The sequence below is a fragment of the Pseudomonas paraeruginosa PA7 genome (genome assembly GCF_000017205.1).
GTDB lineage: Bacteria > Pseudomonadota > Gammaproteobacteria > Pseudomonadales > Pseudomonadaceae > Pseudomonas > Pseudomonas paraeruginosa.
Window position 1 is genome coordinate 1,988,776 of sequence record NC_009656.1, and the last position, 16,028, is coordinate 2,004,803.

12 protein-coding genes are annotated in these 16,028 nt (G+C 63.1%); 11 read left to right on the forward strand and 1 reads right to left on the reverse strand.

The features are described from left to right. Window positions 1-6: 6 nt before the first annotated feature. On the reverse strand, window positions 7-1,341 hold the full coding sequence (locus PSPA7_RS09375) for a TRZ/ATZ family hydrolase (RefSeq protein ID WP_012075017.1): 1,335 nt from the start codon (window positions 1,339-1,341) through the stop codon (window positions 7-9). A gap of 109 nt (window positions 1,342-1,450) precedes the next feature. On the opposite strand from PSPA7_RS09375, the gene mtnA reads away from it, so the two are divergent. The 11 genes from mtnA (at window position 1,451) to PSPA7_RS09425 (ending at window position 15,921) form a co-directional block, all read left to right on the forward strand. Continuing rightward, a complete protein-coding gene (mtnA, locus tag PSPA7_RS09380; protein WP_012075018.1) occupies window positions 1,451-2,527 on the forward strand; it encodes an S-methyl-5-thioribose-1-phosphate isomerase in 1,077 nt (358 codons plus the stop codon). A 236-nt stretch (window positions 2,528-2,763) separates the two neighbouring features. Then, window positions 2,764-5,529: a DNA gyrase subunit A gene (gene gyrA / locus PSPA7_RS09385; RefSeq protein ID WP_012075019.1), complete on the forward strand. Its 2,766-nt coding sequence runs from the start codon at window positions 2,764-2,766 to the stop codon at window positions 5,527-5,529. A gap of 87 nt (window positions 5,530-5,616) precedes the next feature. Next, on the forward strand, window positions 5,617-6,702 hold the full coding sequence (serC, locus tag PSPA7_RS09390) for a 3-phosphoserine/phosphohydroxythreonine transaminase (RefSeq protein ID WP_012075020.1): 1,086 nt from the start codon (window positions 5,617-5,619) through the stop codon (window positions 6,700-6,702). Continuing rightward, a complete protein-coding gene (gene pheA / locus PSPA7_RS09395) occupies window positions 6,702-7,799 on the forward strand; it encodes a prephenate dehydratase (RefSeq protein WP_003151401.1) in 1,098 nt (365 codons plus the stop codon). Before serC ends, pheA begins: the two co-directional genes overlap by 1 nt. Window positions 7,800-7,864: 65 nt before the next feature. After that, window positions 7,865-8,974 (forward strand): histidinol-phosphate transaminase, encoded by a 1,110-nt coding sequence (gene hisC / locus PSPA7_RS09400; RefSeq protein ID WP_012075021.1) that lies wholly within the window; start codon window positions 7,865-7,867, stop codon window positions 8,972-8,974. Then, complete coding sequence (locus tag PSPA7_RS09405) at window positions 8,967-11,207, forward strand: bifunctional prephenate dehydrogenase/3-phosphoshikimate 1-carboxyvinyltransferase (protein WP_012075022.1); 2,241 nt, start codon at window positions 8,967-8,969, stop codon at window positions 11,205-11,207. Before hisC ends, PSPA7_RS09405 begins: the two co-directional genes overlap by 8 nt. Next, window positions 11,207-11,896 (forward strand): (d)CMP kinase, encoded by a 690-nt coding sequence (gene cmk, locus PSPA7_RS09410; RefSeq protein WP_012075023.1) that lies wholly within the window; start codon window positions 11,207-11,209, stop codon window positions 11,894-11,896. The genes PSPA7_RS09405 and cmk overlap by 1 nt, the downstream gene beginning before the upstream one ends. 285 nt (window positions 11,897-12,181) lie before the next feature. After that, window positions 12,182-13,861, forward strand: a complete 1,680-nt coding sequence (gene rpsA / locus PSPA7_RS09415) for a 30S ribosomal protein S1 (RefSeq protein ID WP_003091442.1) — start codon at window positions 12,182-12,184, stop codon at window positions 13,859-13,861. A gap of 136 nt (window positions 13,862-13,997) precedes the next feature. Continuing rightward, a complete protein-coding gene (gene ihfB, locus PSPA7_RS09420) occupies window positions 13,998-14,282 on the forward strand; it encodes an integration host factor subunit beta (RefSeq protein WP_003091441.1) in 285 nt (94 codons plus the stop codon). Between the two features lie 28 nt (window positions 14,283-14,310). Further along, window positions 14,311-14,652 carry a lipopolysaccharide assembly protein LapA domain-containing protein gene (locus tag PSPA7_RS30870; protein WP_050396326.1) on the forward strand — a complete coding sequence of 114 codons (342 nt, stop codon included), beginning with the start codon at window positions 14,311-14,313 and terminating at the stop codon, window positions 14,650-14,652. A gap of 219 nt (window positions 14,653-14,871) precedes the next feature. Next, entirely contained in the window at window positions 14,872-15,921 is a 1,050-nt protein-coding gene (locus tag PSPA7_RS09425; RefSeq protein ID WP_012075024.1) for an LPS O-antigen chain length determinant protein WzzB, read from the forward strand. Window positions 15,922-16,028 lie beyond the last annotated feature (107 nt).

The window sequence follows — 16,028 nt, forward strand, 5'->3', positions numbered from 1 at the left end:
CACCGCTCAGGACCTGTCGCTGGCGGCGATCCTCGCCCCCCATTCGCGGGCCCGGGCGACCAGGCGCTGCTCGTCGTGGCGGGTCAGGCGGCCATCGTCGAGCAGTTGCCGGCCGCCGACCCAGACGTGGCGGACGCAGTCGCGGCCGCTGGCGTAGATGAGTTGCGAAACCGGGTCGTAGACCGGCTGCTGGGCCAGGCCGGAGAGGTCGAAGGCGACCAGGTCGGCGGCCTTGCCGGTTTCCAGGGAGCCGACCAGGCGCTCCAGGCCCAGGGCGCGAGCGCCGTTCAGGGTCGCCATGCGCAGCGCGCGGTGGGCGTCGAGGGCGGTGGCCTGGCCGTACACCGCCTTGGCCAGCAGCGCCGCGGTGCGCGTCTCGCCGAGCAGGTCGAGGTCGTTGTTGCTGGCCGCGCCGTCGGTACCGATGGCCACGTTGACGCCGGCCTGCCAAAGCTTCTCCACCGGGCAGAAGCCGCTGGCCAGCTTGAGGTTGGATTCCGGACAGTGGATCACCGAGCTGTTGGTTTCCACCAGCATCGCCAGGTCGTCGTCGTTCACCTGGGTCATGTGCACCGCCTGGAAGCGCGGGCCGAGCAGGCCGAGGCGCTGCAGGCGGGCCAGCGGGCGCTCGCCGTTGCGTTCCAGGGCCTGCTCGACCTCGAAGGCGGTCTCGTGGACGTGCATCTGGATGCTGGCGTCGAGTTCCTCGGTGAGCACCAGGATCTGCTCCAGCTTGTCGTCGCTCACCGTATAGGGCGCGTGCGGGCCGAAGGCGATGCGGATGCGCGGATGATGCTTGAGGTCGTCGAACAGCGCCATGCCCTGGCGGATCGCCTCGGCGCTGTCGCGGGCGCCGGGAATCGGGAAGTCCAGCACCGGTATCGCCACCTGGGCGCGTACCCCGCTGTCGTGTACCACGCCGCAGATGGCCTGTGGATAAAAGTACATGTCGGAAAAGCAGGTGATGCCGCTTTTCACCTGTTCGGCGATGGCCAGTTCGGTGCCGTCGCGGATGAAGTCCTCGCTGACCCATTGGCCTTCGGCCGGCCAGATGTGCTCCTGCAGCCAGGTCATCAGTGGCAGGTCGTCGGCGAGTCCGCGAAACAGGCTCATCGCCGCGTGGCCGTGGGCGTTGACCAGCCCGGGGGCGAGCAGCATGCCGGGCAACTCGCGGATTTCCGTGGCGCCCTGGCGCATGGCCTGCTCGCGTGGCGCGACCAGGGCGATCCGGCCGTCGCGGATGCCCAGAGCGTGGTCGCGCAGCACCACTCCGGCGGGCTCCACGGGGACGATCCAGGTCGGCAGCAGGAGAAGGTCGAAGGGGTTACGGACGTTGGACATGGCGGCGCATCCTGGGCGCAGAGCGGGAAGCCGGAAGTATACCCGAGCGCCCGCGGCTGGGGCTCGTTATAATCCGCAGCTTTTCCCTGATTCAGCGAGAGGTGTGTGCATGCGAGAGCGACTGCTGGCGGCCGAGCGGGTCAAGGCGATCGAGTGGCGGGACGGTACGCTGCGGTTGCTGGATCAGCGCCTGCTGCCCCAGGAGGAGGTCTGGCTCGACCACGGGTCGGCGGCCGAGGTGGCCAAGGCCATTCGCGACATGGTCGTGCGCGGTGCGCCGGCCATCGGCATCAGCGCGGCCTACGGCATCGTCCTCGGCGCCCGCGCGCGCCTGGCCCGGGGCGGCGATTGGCGCACGGCGCTGGAGGAAGACTTCCGCCTGCTGGCCGACTCGCGGCCCACCGCGGTCAACCTGTTCTGGGCGCTGAACCGCATGCGCGAGCGCCTGGAGCGTATGAAGGAGGGGGATCGGCCGCTGGCGGTGCTGGAGGCCGAGGCGATCTCCATCCATGACAGCGACCGCGAGGCCAACCTGACCATGGCCCAGCTGGGCATGGAGCTGATCCGCAAGCAGCAGAGCAGCCCGCAGAACATCCTCACCCACTGCAATACCGGCGCCCTGGCCACCGGCGGCTTCGGCACCGCGCTGGGGGTGATCCGCGCCGCCCACCTGGAAGGCCTGGTCAACCGCATCCATGCCGACGAAACCCGGCCCTGGCTGCAGGGCTCGCGGCTGACCGCCTGGGAGCTGGCCAACGAAGGCATTCCGGTAAGCCTGAACGTGGACTCGGCCGCCGCGCACCTGATGAAGACCGAGAACATCACCTGGGTCATCGTCGGCGCCGATCGCATCACCGCCAATGGCGACGTGGCCAACAAGATCGGCACCTACCAGCTGGCGGTCAACGCGATGCACCACGGCGTGCGTTTCATGGTGGTGGCGCCGAGCTCGACCATCGACATGAACCTGGAAAGCGGCGAGGACATTCCGATCGAGGAGCGCGACGGTCGCGAACTGCTGGAGATCGGCGGGCGGCGGGTGGCGGCCGAGGTCGATGCCTACAATCCGGTATTCGATGTGACTCCCGCCGATCTTATCGATGCCATCGTGACCGAGCGCGGGGTGGTCGAGCGTCCCGACGCCGAGCGCATGGCCGCCCTGATGAGCCGCAAGCGCCTGCATTGAGCCAGGCGACTGGAGGTCGTTCCCAGCAGGGCCTTCGCCTTGGGCTGGGGCGTGGGCTGTGGTAAGCTCCGACGGTTATTCGAGCGCCCCGCGGAGGGGTCTCGAGAGTGCGCGAATCCTTGACTCAAGTCGTTGATTTGTAGTGAGTTGGCGCTGCTCGGGCATGCGCCGACCTACTTCGTTTGCCTCAGGAACGAGGCGGCGAAGTTCCACCAGAAAAAGGAACCAGGCTTCTCATGGGCGAACTGGCCAAAGAAATTCTCCCGGTCAATATCGAAGACGAGCTGAAACAGTCCTATCTCGACTACGCGATGAGCGTGATCGTCGGGCGGGCCCTGCCGGATGCACGTGACGGCCTGAAGCCGGTGCACCGCCGTGTGCTTTATGCCATGAGCGAGCTGGGCAACGACTGGAACAAGCCCTACAAGAAATCCGCCCGTGTGGTCGGCGACGTGATCGGTAAGTACCACCCGCACGGCGACATCGCGGTCTACGACACCATCGTGCGCATGGCGCAGCCGTTCTCGCTGCGCTACATGCTGGTCGACGGCCAGGGCAACTTCGGTTCGGTGGACGGCGACAACGCCGCGGCCATGCGATACACCGAAGTGCGCATGGCCAAGCTGGCCCACGAACTGCTGGCCGACCTGGAAAAGGAAACCGTCGATTGGGTGCCCAACTACGACGGCACCGAGCAGATCCCGGCGGTCATGCCGACCAAGATCCCCAACCTGCTGGTCAACGGTTCCAGCGGTATCGCCGTGGGCATGGCGACCAACATCCCGCCGCACAACCTCGGCGAAGTGATCGACGGCTGCCTGGCGCTGATGGACAACCCCGACCTGACCGTCGACGAGCTGATGCAGTACATCCCCGGTCCGGACTTCCCTACCGCCGGCATCATCAACGGCCGCGCCGGGATCATCGAGGCCTACCGCACCGGTCGCGGGCGCATCTACATCCGTGCCCGCGCCGTCGTCGAGGAGATGGAGAAGGGCGGCGGTCGCGAGCAGATCATCATCACCGAGCTGCCGTACCAGTTGAACAAGGCGCGGTTGATCGAAAAGATCGCCGAGCTGGTGAAAGAGAAGAAGATCGAGGGTATTTCCGAGCTGCGCGACGAGTCCGACAAGGACGGCATGCGCGTGGTCATCGAGCTGCGTCGCGGCGAGGTGGGCGAGGTGGTCCTCAACAACCTTTACGCCCAGACCCAGTTGCAGAGCGTGTTCGGCATCAACGTGGTGGCCCTGGTCGATGGCCAGCCGCGCACGCTGAACCTCAAGGACATGCTCGAAGTGTTCGTCCGCCACCGCCGCGAAGTGGTGACCCGGCGGACCGTCTACGAGCTGCGCAAGGCCCGCGAGCGCGGGCACATCCTGGAAGGCCAGGCGGTCGCCCTGTCGAACATCGACCCGGTGATCGAACTGATCAAGAGCTCGCCGACCCCGGCCGAGGCCAAGGAGCGGCTGATCGCCACTGCCTGGGAGTCCAGCGCGGTGGAAGCGATGGTCGAGCGTGCCGGCGCCGACGCCTGCCGTCCGGAGGACCTGGATCCGCAGTACGGCCTGCGCGACGGCAAGTACTACCTGTCGCCCGAGCAGGCCCAGGCGATCCTCGAGCTGCGCCTGCACCGCCTGACCGGCCTGGAGCACGAGAAGCTGCTCTCCGAATACCAGGAAATCCTCAACCTGATCGGCGAGCTGATCCGCATCCTTACCAACCCGGCGCGCCTGATGGAAGTGATCCGCGAGGAGCTGGAAGCGGTCAAGGCCGAGTTCGGCGACGCCCGTCGCACCGAGATCGTCGCGTCGCAGGTGGACCTGACCATCGCCGACCTGATCACCGAGGAAGACCGCGTGGTGACCATCTCCCACGGCGGCTACGCCAAGTCCCAGCCGTTGGCCGCCTACCAGGCGCAGCGCCGCGGCGGCAAGGGCAAGTCCGCCACCGGGATGAAGGACGAGGACTATATCGAACACCTGCTGGTGGCCAACAGCCATGCGACCCTCCTGCTGTTCTCCAGCAAGGGCAAGGTCTACTGGCTGCGTACCTTCGAGATTCCGGAAGCCTCGCGTACCGCGCGTGGCCGGCCGCTGGTGAACCTGCTGCCGCTGGACGAGGGCGAGCGGATCACCGCGATGTTGCAGATCGACCTGGAGGCGCTGCAGCAGAACGGCGGCGCCGATGACGACCTCGACGAAGCCGAAGGCGCGGTGCTCGAGGGCGAGGTGGTCGAGGCCGCCGAGATCGAGGAAGTCGAAGGCGAGACCGCCGAACTGGTGGCCGAGCCGACCGGCGCCTATATCTTCATGGCCACCGCCTTCGGTACCGTGAAGAAGACCCCGCTGGTGCAGTTCAGCCGGCCGCGCAGCAGCGGCCTGATCGCGCTGAAGCTGGAGGAGGGCGACACCCTGATCGCCGCCGCGATCACCGATGGCGCCAAGGAAGTCATGCTGTTCTCCAGCGCCGGCAAGGTGATCCGCTTCGCCGAGAGCGTGGTCCGCATCATGGGCCGCAATGCCCGCGGCGTGCGTGGCATGCGCCTGGGCAAGGGGCAGCAGCTGATCTCCATGCTGATTCCGGAGTCCGGGGCGCAGATCCTCACCGCCTCCGAGCGCGGCTTCGGCAAACGCACCCCGCTGAGCAAGTTCCCGCGCCGCGGCCGTGGCGGCCAGGGGGTGATCGCCATGGTCACCAACGAGCGCAACGGCGCGCTGATCGCCGCGGTGCAGGTCCAGGAAGGCGAGGAGATCATGCTGATTTCCGACCAGGGCACCCTGGTGCGGACGCGGGTCGACGAAGTCTCCCTGTCCAGCCGCAACACCCAGGGCGTGACCCTGATCAAGCTCGCCAGCGACGAGGTACTGGTCGGTCTGGAGCGAGTCCAGGAGCCGTCGGGTGGCGATGACGAGGAGTTGCCGGAGGGCGAGGAAGGCGCCGAAGCGCTGGGCGAGTCGGCTGAGTCCGAACCCGCCGCGGAAGCGGAAGGCAACGAAGAGTAAGGTTCGGGGCGGGCGCTGGCGCCCGCCCGGCCGATGACGTCGGCGGATAACTCACGGCTATCCGCCCTACCTATAGCGAGAGTGGATGTGAGCAAGCGAGCCTTCAATTTCTGCGCCGGTCCCGCGGCGCTTCCCGACGCAGTTCTGCAACGTGCCCAGGCCGAGCTTCTCGACTGGCGGGGCAAGGGCCTTTCGGTCATGGAGATGAGCCATCGCAGCGACGACTACGTGGCCATCGCCAGCAAGGCCGAGCATGACCTGCGCGACCTGCTCGACATTCCCTCCGACTACAAGGTGCTGTTCCTGCAGGGCGGCGCCAGCCAGCAGTTCGCCGAGATTCCGCTGAACCTGCTGCCGGAAGATGGTGTCGCCGACTACATCGATACCGGCATCTGGTCGAAGAAGGCCATCGAGGAAGCCCGTCGCTATGGCCGGGTGAACGTCGCCGCCAGCGCCAAGGAGTACGACTACTTCGCCATTCCGGGTCAGAACGAGTGGAATCTGACCAAGGATGCGGCCTATGTGCACTACGCTTCCAACGAGACCATCGGCGGTCTCGAATTCGACTGGATTCCCGAGACTGGCGGTGTGCCTCTGGTCACCGACATGTCCTCGGACATCCTTTCGCGTCCGCTCGACGTGTCTCGCTTCGGCCTGATCTACGCCGGCGCGCAGAAGAACATCGGCCCGTCCGGGCTGGTGGTGGTGATCGTCCGCGAGGACCTGCTCGGCCGCGCCCGCAGCGCCTGCCCGACCATGCTCAACTACAAGATCGCCGCGGACAACGGTTCCATGTACAACACCCCGGCGACCTATTCCTGGTACCTGTCCGGCCTAGTCTTCGAATGGCTGAAGGAGCAGGGCGGCGTCACCGCCATGGAGCGGCGCAACCGGGCGAAGAAGGACCTGCTGTACAAGACCATCGACGCCAGCGACTTCTACACCAACCCGATCCAGCCGAGCGCCCGGTCGTGGATGAACGTGCCGTTCCGCCTGGCCGACGAGCGCCTCGACAAGCCATTCCTGGAGGGCGCAGAGGCGCGCGGCCTGCTCAACCTCAAGGGGCATCGCTCGGTCGGCGGCATGCGCGCTTCCATCTACAACGCCCTTGGCCTGGACGCCGTCGAGGCGCTGGTGGCGTACATGGCCGAGTTCGAGAAGGAGCGCGGCTGATGGCGGACCAGGACCAGCTCAAGGCCTTGCGCCTGCGCATCGACAGCCTCGACGAGAAGCTCCTCGAGCTGATCAGCGAGCGCGCCCGCTGCGCCCAGGACGTGGCGCGGGTGAAGACCCAGACCCTGGGCGAAGGCGAGGCGCCGGTGTTCTACCGGCCCGAGCGCGAGGCCTGGGTGCTCAAGCACATCATGCAGTTGAACAAGGGGCCGCTGGACAACGAGGAGGTCGCGCGGCTGTTCCGCGAGATCATGTCGTCCTGCCTGGCCCTGGAGCAGCCCCTGAAGGTGGCGTTCCTCGGTCCGGAAGGCACCTTCACCCAGGCCGCGGCGCTGAAGCATTTCGGCAATGCGGTGATCAGCACGCCGATGGCGGCGATCGACGAGGTGTTCCGCGAGGTCGCCGCCGGCGCGGTGAACTTCGGCGTGGTTCCGGTGGAGAACTCCACCGAGGGCGCGGTCAACCACACCCTCGACAGCTTCCTCGAGCACGACATGGTGATCTGCGGCGAGGTCGAGCTGCGCATCCACCATCACCTGCTGGTCGGCGAAACCACCAAGACCGACAACATCACCCGCATCTATTCCCATGCCCAGTCCCTCGCGCAATGCCGCAAATGGCTGGACTCGCACTATCCGAACGTCGAGCGGGTGGCTGTGCCGAGCAATGCCGACGCGGCCAAGCGGGTGAAAAGCGAGTGGAATTCGGCGGCCATCGCCGGCGACATGGCGGCCAGCCTGTACGACCTGAGCAAGCTGCACGAGAAGATCGAGGATCGTCCGGACAACTCCACGCGTTTCCTGATCATCGGCAACCAGGAAGTGCCGCCGACCGGCGACGACAAGACCTCGATCATCGTCTCCATGCGCAACAAGCCGGGCGCGTTGCACGAACTGCTGGTGCCGTTCCACAACAATGGCATCGACCTGACGCGCATCGAGACCCGTCCGTCGCGCAGCGGCAAATGGACCTACGTGTTCTTCATCGATTTCGTCGGTCACCATAAAGAACCGCTGATCAAGGACGTTCTGGAGAAGATCGGCCAGGAAGCCGTCGCCCTGAAAGTCCTGGGCTCCTACCCGAAAGCGGTGCTCTGAGCGCCGCCATCCCGAAGCGACGGGCCGTCGATGGACGGTCCGTCCCGCGCCGAGGCTGAATACCCATGTCCGATTTCCTTGCCCTGGCCCAGCCGGGGGTGCAAAAACTGTCGCCCTACGTCCCTGGCAAGCCGGTCGACGAACTGGCCCGCGAGCTCGGCATCGACCCGGCGGCGATCGTGAAACTGGCGAGCAACGAGAACCCGCTCGGCGCCAGTCCGAAAGCGCTGGAGGCGATCCGCGCCGAACTGGCGGAGCTGACGCGCTATCCGGATGGCAACGGCTTCGAGCTCAAGCGCAAGCTGGCCGCGCGCTGCGGCATGCAGCCCGGGCAGGTGACCCTGGGCAACGGTTCCAACGACATTCTCGATCTGGTCGCCCGCGCCTACCTGGCTCCTGGTCTGAATGCAGTGTTCAGCGAGCACGCCTTCGCCGTCTACCCGATCGCCACCCAGGCCGTGGGCGCCGAGGGGCGGGCAGTCAAGGCGCGCGACTGGGGGCATGACCTGGAGGCGATGCTCGCCGCCATCGATGGGCAGACCCGCGTGGTGTTCGTGGCCAACCCGAACAACCCGACCGGGACCTGGTTCGGCGCGGACGCCCTGGAGCGTTTCCTTGCCCGGGTGCCGGCGGACGTGCTGGTGGTGCTGGACGAGGCCTATATCGAATACGCCGGGGGCGACGAACTGCCCGATGGTCTGGATTACCTGGCAGGCCATCCCAACCTGCTGGTCTCGAGGACCTTCTCCAAGGCCTTTGGCCTGGCTTCGCTGCGAGTCGGCTACGCGCTTTCCAGCGAGGCGGTGGCCGAGGTGCTCAACCGTGTACGCCAGCCGTTCAACGTCAACAGCCTGGCCCTGGCGGCTGCCTGCGCGGCGCTGGACGACCATGACTACCTGGCGCGGAGTCGCCATCTCAATGACGCCGGCATGGCACAGCTGGAAGATGGTTTCCATGCGCTGGGCCTGTCCTGGATTCCCTCGAAGGGCAACTTCATCGCCGTGGATCTGGCTCGCGATGCCGGCCCGGTCTACCAGGCGCTGCTGCGCGAGGGCGTGATCGTGCGTCCGGTGGCTGGTTACGGGATGCCGACCTTCCTGCGCGTGTCCATCGGGTTGCCGGAAGAGAACGATCGTTTCCTCCAGGCGCTGGGCAAGGTGCTGGCGCATGACTGAGGTCACGCCGCTGCAACAGTCGAGCCCTAAGCTGGGCCGCCTGGTGGTGGTGGGGCTGGGCCTGATCGGCGGCTCCTTCGCCAAGGGGTTGCGGGCCAAGGGGCTGTTCCATGAAGTGGTCGGTGTCGACCGCGATGCCGAGTCCTGCCGCCTGGCGGTGGAACTCGGTGTGGTCGATCGCTGCGAGGAGGATCTCGCCAGGGCCTGTGTCGGTGCCGATGTGATCCAGTTGGCGGTGCCGATCCTTGCGATGGAACGACTGCTGGGCGAGCTGGCCGGGCTCGACCTGGGCAAGGCGATACTGACCGATGTCGGCAGCGCCAAGGGCAATATCGTGCGCGCCGCGCGTGCCGCCTTCGGCGGGATGCCGCCGTACCTGGTACCGGGGCATCCGATCGCCGGTTCCGAGCAGAGCGGAGTGACCGCGGCGAAGGCGACGCTGTTCCGCCGGCACAAGGTGATCCTCACGCCCACCGCGGAAACCGACCCGGCCGCGCTGGTCCTGGTCGACAGCCTGTGGCGCGCGCTGGGCGCGGACGTCGAGCACATGGAGGTCGAGCATCACGACGAGGTGCTGGCAGCCACCAGCCACCTGCCTCACCTGCTGGCCTTCACGCTGGTCGATTCGCTGGCCAAGCGCAGCGAGAATCTGGAGATATTCCGCTATGCCGCCGGCGGTTTCCGCGATTTCACGAGGATCGCCGGCAGCGACCCGGTGATGTGGCACGACATCTTTCTCGCCAATCGCGAGGCCGTGCTGCGTACACTGGATGTTTTTCGTGACGACCTCGACGCGTTGCGCGAGGCCGTCGACACTGGGGACGGGCACCAGTTGTTGGGCGTTTTCACGCGCGCCCGGGTAGCCCGTGAGCATTTCAGCAAAATCCTGGCCCGTCGGGCCTATGTGGACGCCATGCACAACAACGACCTGATTTATCTGGCCCAGCCGGGCGGCAGCCTGTCCGGAACCATCCGGGTACCGGGCGACAAGTCGATTTCCCATCGCTCGATCATGCTCGGCTCCCTGGCCGAAGGCACCACCGAAGTGGAGGGCTTCCTCGAGGGCGAGGACGCACTGGCAACCATCCAGGCGTTCCGCGACATGGGAGTGGTGATCGAGGGGCCGCAGAACGGCCGCGTCACCGTCCATGGCGTTGGCCTGCACGGCCTCAAGGCGCCGCCAGGGCCGATCTACCTGGGTAACTCCGGTACTTCCATGCGTCTACTCAGCGGTCTGCTGGCGGCCCAGCCATTCGACAGCACCCTGACCGGCGACGCTTCCCTTTCCAAGCGGCCGATGAATCGCGTAGCCAAGCCGCTGCGCGAGATGGGCGCGGTAATCGAGACGGGGCCGGAAGGCCGTCCGCCGATGACCATTCGCGGCGGCCAGCGCCTGACCGGCATGCACTACGACATGCCGATGGCCAGCGCCCAGGTGAAGTCCTGCCTGTTGCTCGCCGGGCTCTACGCCGCGGGTGAGACCTCGGTCACCGAGCCGGCGCCGACCCGCGACCACACCGAGCGCATGCTGCGTGGCTTCGGCTATCCGGTGGAGGTCGAGGGCAGCACCGCCAGAGTCGAGTCCGGGCACAAGCTGAGCGCCACCCATATCGAAGTGCCGGCCGACATCTCCTCGGCAGCCTTCTTCCTGGTCGCCGCCAGCATCGCCGAGGGTTCGGAACTGGTGCTGCAGCACGTTGGCATCAACCCGACCCGCGTCGGCGTGATCGAGATCCTGCGCCTGATGGGCGGCGACCTGAGCCTGGAAAACCAGCGCGAGGTGGGTGGCGAACCGGTCGCCGACATCCGTGTACGCTCCGCGCGGCTGAAGGGTATCGATATTCCCGAGGACCTGGTGCCGCTGGCCATCGATGAGTTCCCGGTGCTGTTCGTTGCCGCCGCCTGCGCCGAAGGGCGTACCGTGCTGCGTGGCGCGGAGGAGCTGCGGGTCAAGGAGTCTGATCGCATCCAGGTGATGGCCGACGGTCTGAAGACCCTGGGCGTGAAGGCCGAACCGACCCCGGATGGTATCGTCATCGAGGGCGGCCCGATCGGTGGCGGCGAAGTCTGGGCGCACGGCGACCATCGTATCGCCATGTCCTTCAGCGTCGCCTCGCTGCGTGCGAGCGCGCCGATCCGCATCCACGATTGCGCCAACGTCGCCACCTCGTTCCCCAACTTCCTTGCCCTGTGTGCCCAGACCGGTATCCAGGTGGCCGTGGAGAACAACTGATGAACGCCGCTGTACCGATGCTCGCCATCGATGGCCCCAGTGGCGCCGGCAAGGGCACGGTCGCCGGGCTGCTTGCCCGGCGCCTGGGCTGGAACCTGCTGGACTCCGGGGCGCTGTACCGGCTGCTGGCCTTCGCCGCGGTCAACCATGGCGTCGACCTGACCAACGAGGAAGCGCTCAAGCTCCTTGCCGCGCACCTCGACGTGCAGTTCGTCGCCGCCGACGATAGCCATGGACAGCGCATCATCCTCGAAGGCGAGGAAGTGACCGACGTGATCCGCACAGAGCAGGTCGGCGCCGGCGCTTCCCAGGTCGCGGCGCTGCCGGCCGTGCGCGATGCGCTGCTGCAGCGCCAGCGGGCGTTTCGCGAGGCGCCGGGACTGGTGGCCGACGGACGCGACATGGGCACCGTGGTGTTTCCCGACGCGCCGCTGAAGATCTTCCTCACCGCCTCGGCCGAGGAACGCGCCCGGAGGCGCTACCTGCAACTGAAGGCGAAGGGCGCGGATGTCGACCAGTCTGCCTTGCTGGAGGAAATCCGCGAGCGCGACGAGCGCGACAGCCAGCGCGCGGTCGCGCCGCTGAAACCGGCCGACGACGCGATCCTGCTCGACTCCACCGAGATGAGCATCGAAGCGGTGGTCGAGACGATCATCCATCATTGCGAGCAGCAAGGTTGGGACGTCTGAGGAAAGGCCGCGCTGGCCCTGTCGGGGCGGGAATTGACGGTGCAGGGCCTGGTTGCTAATATTCCAGACCTTATGTTGTGGCGTTTTGCATGCGCGGAGAGAATCACCTTTCGACATGCCCGGCGCCATCGCAGAATAACCCAACTGGGCATTCCCACCCGGGAGTGCAATCAGAAGCTAGCAGGAAACCAGCAAATTGTCCTGCGGGCTTCATTTAATGACTTGACCGCATTGGCTGGTGATGCGGAATCGGGCCCTTCCGGGCCTTTGACTACAGGTATGAACATGAGCGAAAGCTTCGCAGAACTCTTTGAAGAAAGTCTGAAATCCCTCGACATGCAGCCGGGCGCGATCATCACCGGCATCGTGGTCGACATCGATGGTGACTGGGTCACCGTCCATGCCGGTCTGAAATCCGAGGGCGTCATCCCGGTCGAGCAGTTCTACAACGAACAGGGCGAGCTGACCATCAAGGTGGGTGACGAAGTCCACGTCGCACTGGACGCGGTAGAAGACGGCTTTGGCGAAACCAAGCTGTCCCGCGAGAAAGCCAAGCGCGCCGAGAGCTGGATTGTTCTGGAAGCGGCTTTCGCTGCCGACGAAGTGGTCAAGGGCGTCATCAACGGCAAGGTCAAGGGCGGTTTCACCGTCGACGTCAACGGCATCCGCGCGTTCCTGCCGGGTTCGCTGGTCGACGTTCGTCCGGTTCGCGATACCACCCACCTGGAAGGCAAAGAGCTCGAGTTCAAGGTCATCAAGCTCGACCAGAAGCGCAACAACGTTGTCGTTTCCCGCCGCAGCGTCCTGGAAGCCGAGAACAGCGCCGAGCGTGAAGCTCTGCTGGAATCGCTGCAGGAAGGCCAGCAGGTCAAGGGTATCGTCAAGAACCTCACCGACTACGGCGCATTCGTGGATCTGGGCGGCGTAGACGGCCTGCTGCACATCACCGACATGGCCTGGAAGCGCATCAAGCATCCGTCCGAGATCGTCAACGTTGGCGACGAGATCGACGTCAAGGTCCTGAAGTTCGACCGCGAGCGCAACCGTGTATCCCTGGGCCTGAAGCAACTGGGCGAAGACCCGTGGGTTGCCATCAAGGCGCGTTATCCGGAAGGCACCCGTGTCATGGCCCGCGTCACCAACCTCACCGACTACGGCTGCTTCGCCGAGCTGGAAGAGGGCGTGGAAGGCCTGGTACACGTCTCCGAAATGGACTGGACCAACAAGAACATCCATCCGTCGAAAGTCGTTCAGGTTGGCGACGAAGTGGAAGTTCAGGTTCTGGACATCGACGAGGAGCGTCGTCGTATCTCCCTGGGTATCAAGCAGTGCAAATCCAACCCGTGGGAAGACTTCTCCAGCCAGTTCAACAAGGGTGACCGCATCTCCGGTACCATCAAGTCGATCACCGACTTCGGTATCTTCATCGGTCTGGACGGCGGCATCGACGGCCTGGTCCACCTGTCCGACATTTCCTGGAACGAAGTCGGCGAAGAAGCCGTACGTCGCTTCAAGAAGGGCGACGAGCTGGAAACCGTCATCCTGTCGGTCGATCCGGAGCGCGAGCGCATCTCCCTGGGCATCAAGCAGCTGGAAGACGATCCGTTCTCCAACTACGCGTCCCTGCACGAGAAAGGCAGCATCGTCCGCGGTACCGTGAAGGAAGTCGACGCCAAGGGCGCTGTCATCAGCCTGGGCGACGACATCGAAGGTATCCTGAAGGCTTCCGAAATCAGCCGTGACCGCGTCGAAGACGCGCGCAACGTCCTGAAGGAAGGCGAGGAAGTCGAAGCCAAGATCATCAGCATCGACCGCAAGAGCCGCGTCATCAGCCTCTCCGTCAAGTCCAAGGACGTCGACGACGAGAAGGACGCAATGAAAGAACTGCGCAAGCAGGAAGTGGAAAGCGCTGGTCCGACCACCATCGGTGATCTGATCCGTGCTCAGATGGAGAATCAGGGCTAAGTCTCTGATCCATCATGAAAAAGGGCGGCCTAGGCCGCCCTTTTTCGTTTTCGCCTTCTTGGACCTGTTCAAAGACTGATCAGCATGCTAAAAGAGACCTGAGCTGATCTAGCCGCTTGAAAAAGAAGGGAAAACCATGACCAAGTCGGAGTTGATCGAACGGATCGTTACCCATCAGGGGCAGCTGTCCGCGAAGGATGTCGAGTTGGCAATCAAGACCATGCTGGAGCAGATGTCCCAGGCCCTGGCGACCGGGGACCGGATCGAGATCCGCGGCTTCGGCAGCTTTTCCTTGCACTACCGCGCACCGCGCGTCGGTCGCAATCCCAAGACCGGGGAGTCGGTACGCCTCGACGGCAAGTTCGTGCCGCACTTCAAGCCGGGCAAGGAGTTGCGGGATCGGGTCAACGAGCCGGAGTGATCTTCAACCATATCACATTGGAGTCTTAATGCTTTGGATCAAGCGTGTATTACTAGGGTGCGGGCTTTTATTCGTCGCTCTTTTTGTTATTTTGCTGACGGTCGAGAATCAGCAGACTACACATTTCAAACTGCTTGGTTTTTACAGTCCTGAATTCTCGATTGTACTTTATATGACCTTGGCCTTTGTTTTAGGTGGGTTTTTTGGTCTCTTGATCGGCATGCCTCTTGTTGCGCGGATGAGAGTTCGCCTTTGGGCAATAAGAAAAGAGCTAGCCAAGGTTCAAAGGGAGAGTGACCTTCTCCAGGCTAAGCTCATAGCTTATAGTGGAGGTACGGTCAACCCGCCTTTATCGGGCGAAAGTGTATAAACAGCTTCATATTCTCCGCCGGAACTAAACTTTACAATGGAGGTCTAAGGCCAAGCGATTTTTTTTGAAAACCGTTTGGACACCACATGGTACAGTTTGTGAATGTAAATAGAGGTTTAACTTTACCTGGCGAGGCTTGGTTCATTAATCTGGATGACATATAAGAATTTTTTCGGTTTCTTTCTAAGAGTTACCCAGAATATTGATATGGAATAAAAAATGTCCGATAAGCAGAGTAGTGAAGCGGTTAATTATGAAGTGGATTTTATGGAGTTGATACGTGAGCTCTGGAAAAGCCGGTGGCTTGTTGTTCTAAGTGGGTTCTTTTTAGGGCTTTTAGCGGCGCTCTATGCCTATTTAAGTAAGCCTGTCTATGAGGCTCGAGTTATTGTACTGCCTCCTTCGTTAAGCAGCGTTGCAGGCTTCAACCAGGGGCGAACTAGTGATTCTGGATTGCAGCCTTTCAAGGTTCAAGACGTTTATTCGGTTTTTATTCGGAATCTTCAGTCTGATGAATCGCTTCGCCGATTTTTTGAGAATATTTATTTGCCGTCTCTAACTGATGCAGAACGGTCAGAGTCGCGCGAGAAACTTTTTCGCTCCTTCAGTAAGCAGATAAGCATTAGTCTGCCGGATAGAGCGCAGCCTGATCGATATTTAATAGTAGCTAGGCAAGGTAATCCAGAGTTAGCTGCTGAGTGGGTAAAAAAATATCTTGCCGACGCAGCTGATCGGTCTCTGCAGGAGATGATGGCTAATGCATACCGTGAGATTGAGGTTAAAGCTAGGGATGTTGAACGACGTATTTATGTTTTGCGTGAAACTGCAAAACTGCGTCGAGAGGACCGCATTACTCAACTTCGTGAAGCTTTAAAGGTGGCCGACTCGTTGGGTTTGGAAAGACCTCCAATAATTAATGACCAGATGTCTGAGCAGCTCTCGGCAATAATGAGCGGTAATCTTATGTATATGCGAGGAAGTAAAGCATTGAAAGAGGAAATCCTGGTTCTGGAAGCGCGAACTTCGGATGATCCTTTTATTCCAGCTTTAAGGACTTTGCAGGAGTTGGAGTCGCTATACAGGGGGCTGAGTATCAAGTCTGAGCAGGTCGCAGTTTTTCGTCAGGATGGTGTAGTGGAAGTACCTGATTTCCCCGTGAAGCCAAAAAAGCTATTGATCTTATTTGGCGGGGTGATGCTGGGAGGGATGCTTGGTATGCTTTTTGTTGTAATTCGATTGTTTTATAGGCGAAATGCTAAGCTTTCCTAATATCGTTGTCGGTAAGCTAACTGAGTTTTTGTTTTTTTGTTCGGGGGGAGGAGCTTGAAATGTATGGCGATAATGTCTCGAGGGTAATATGGTTGTTGAGCACCAAT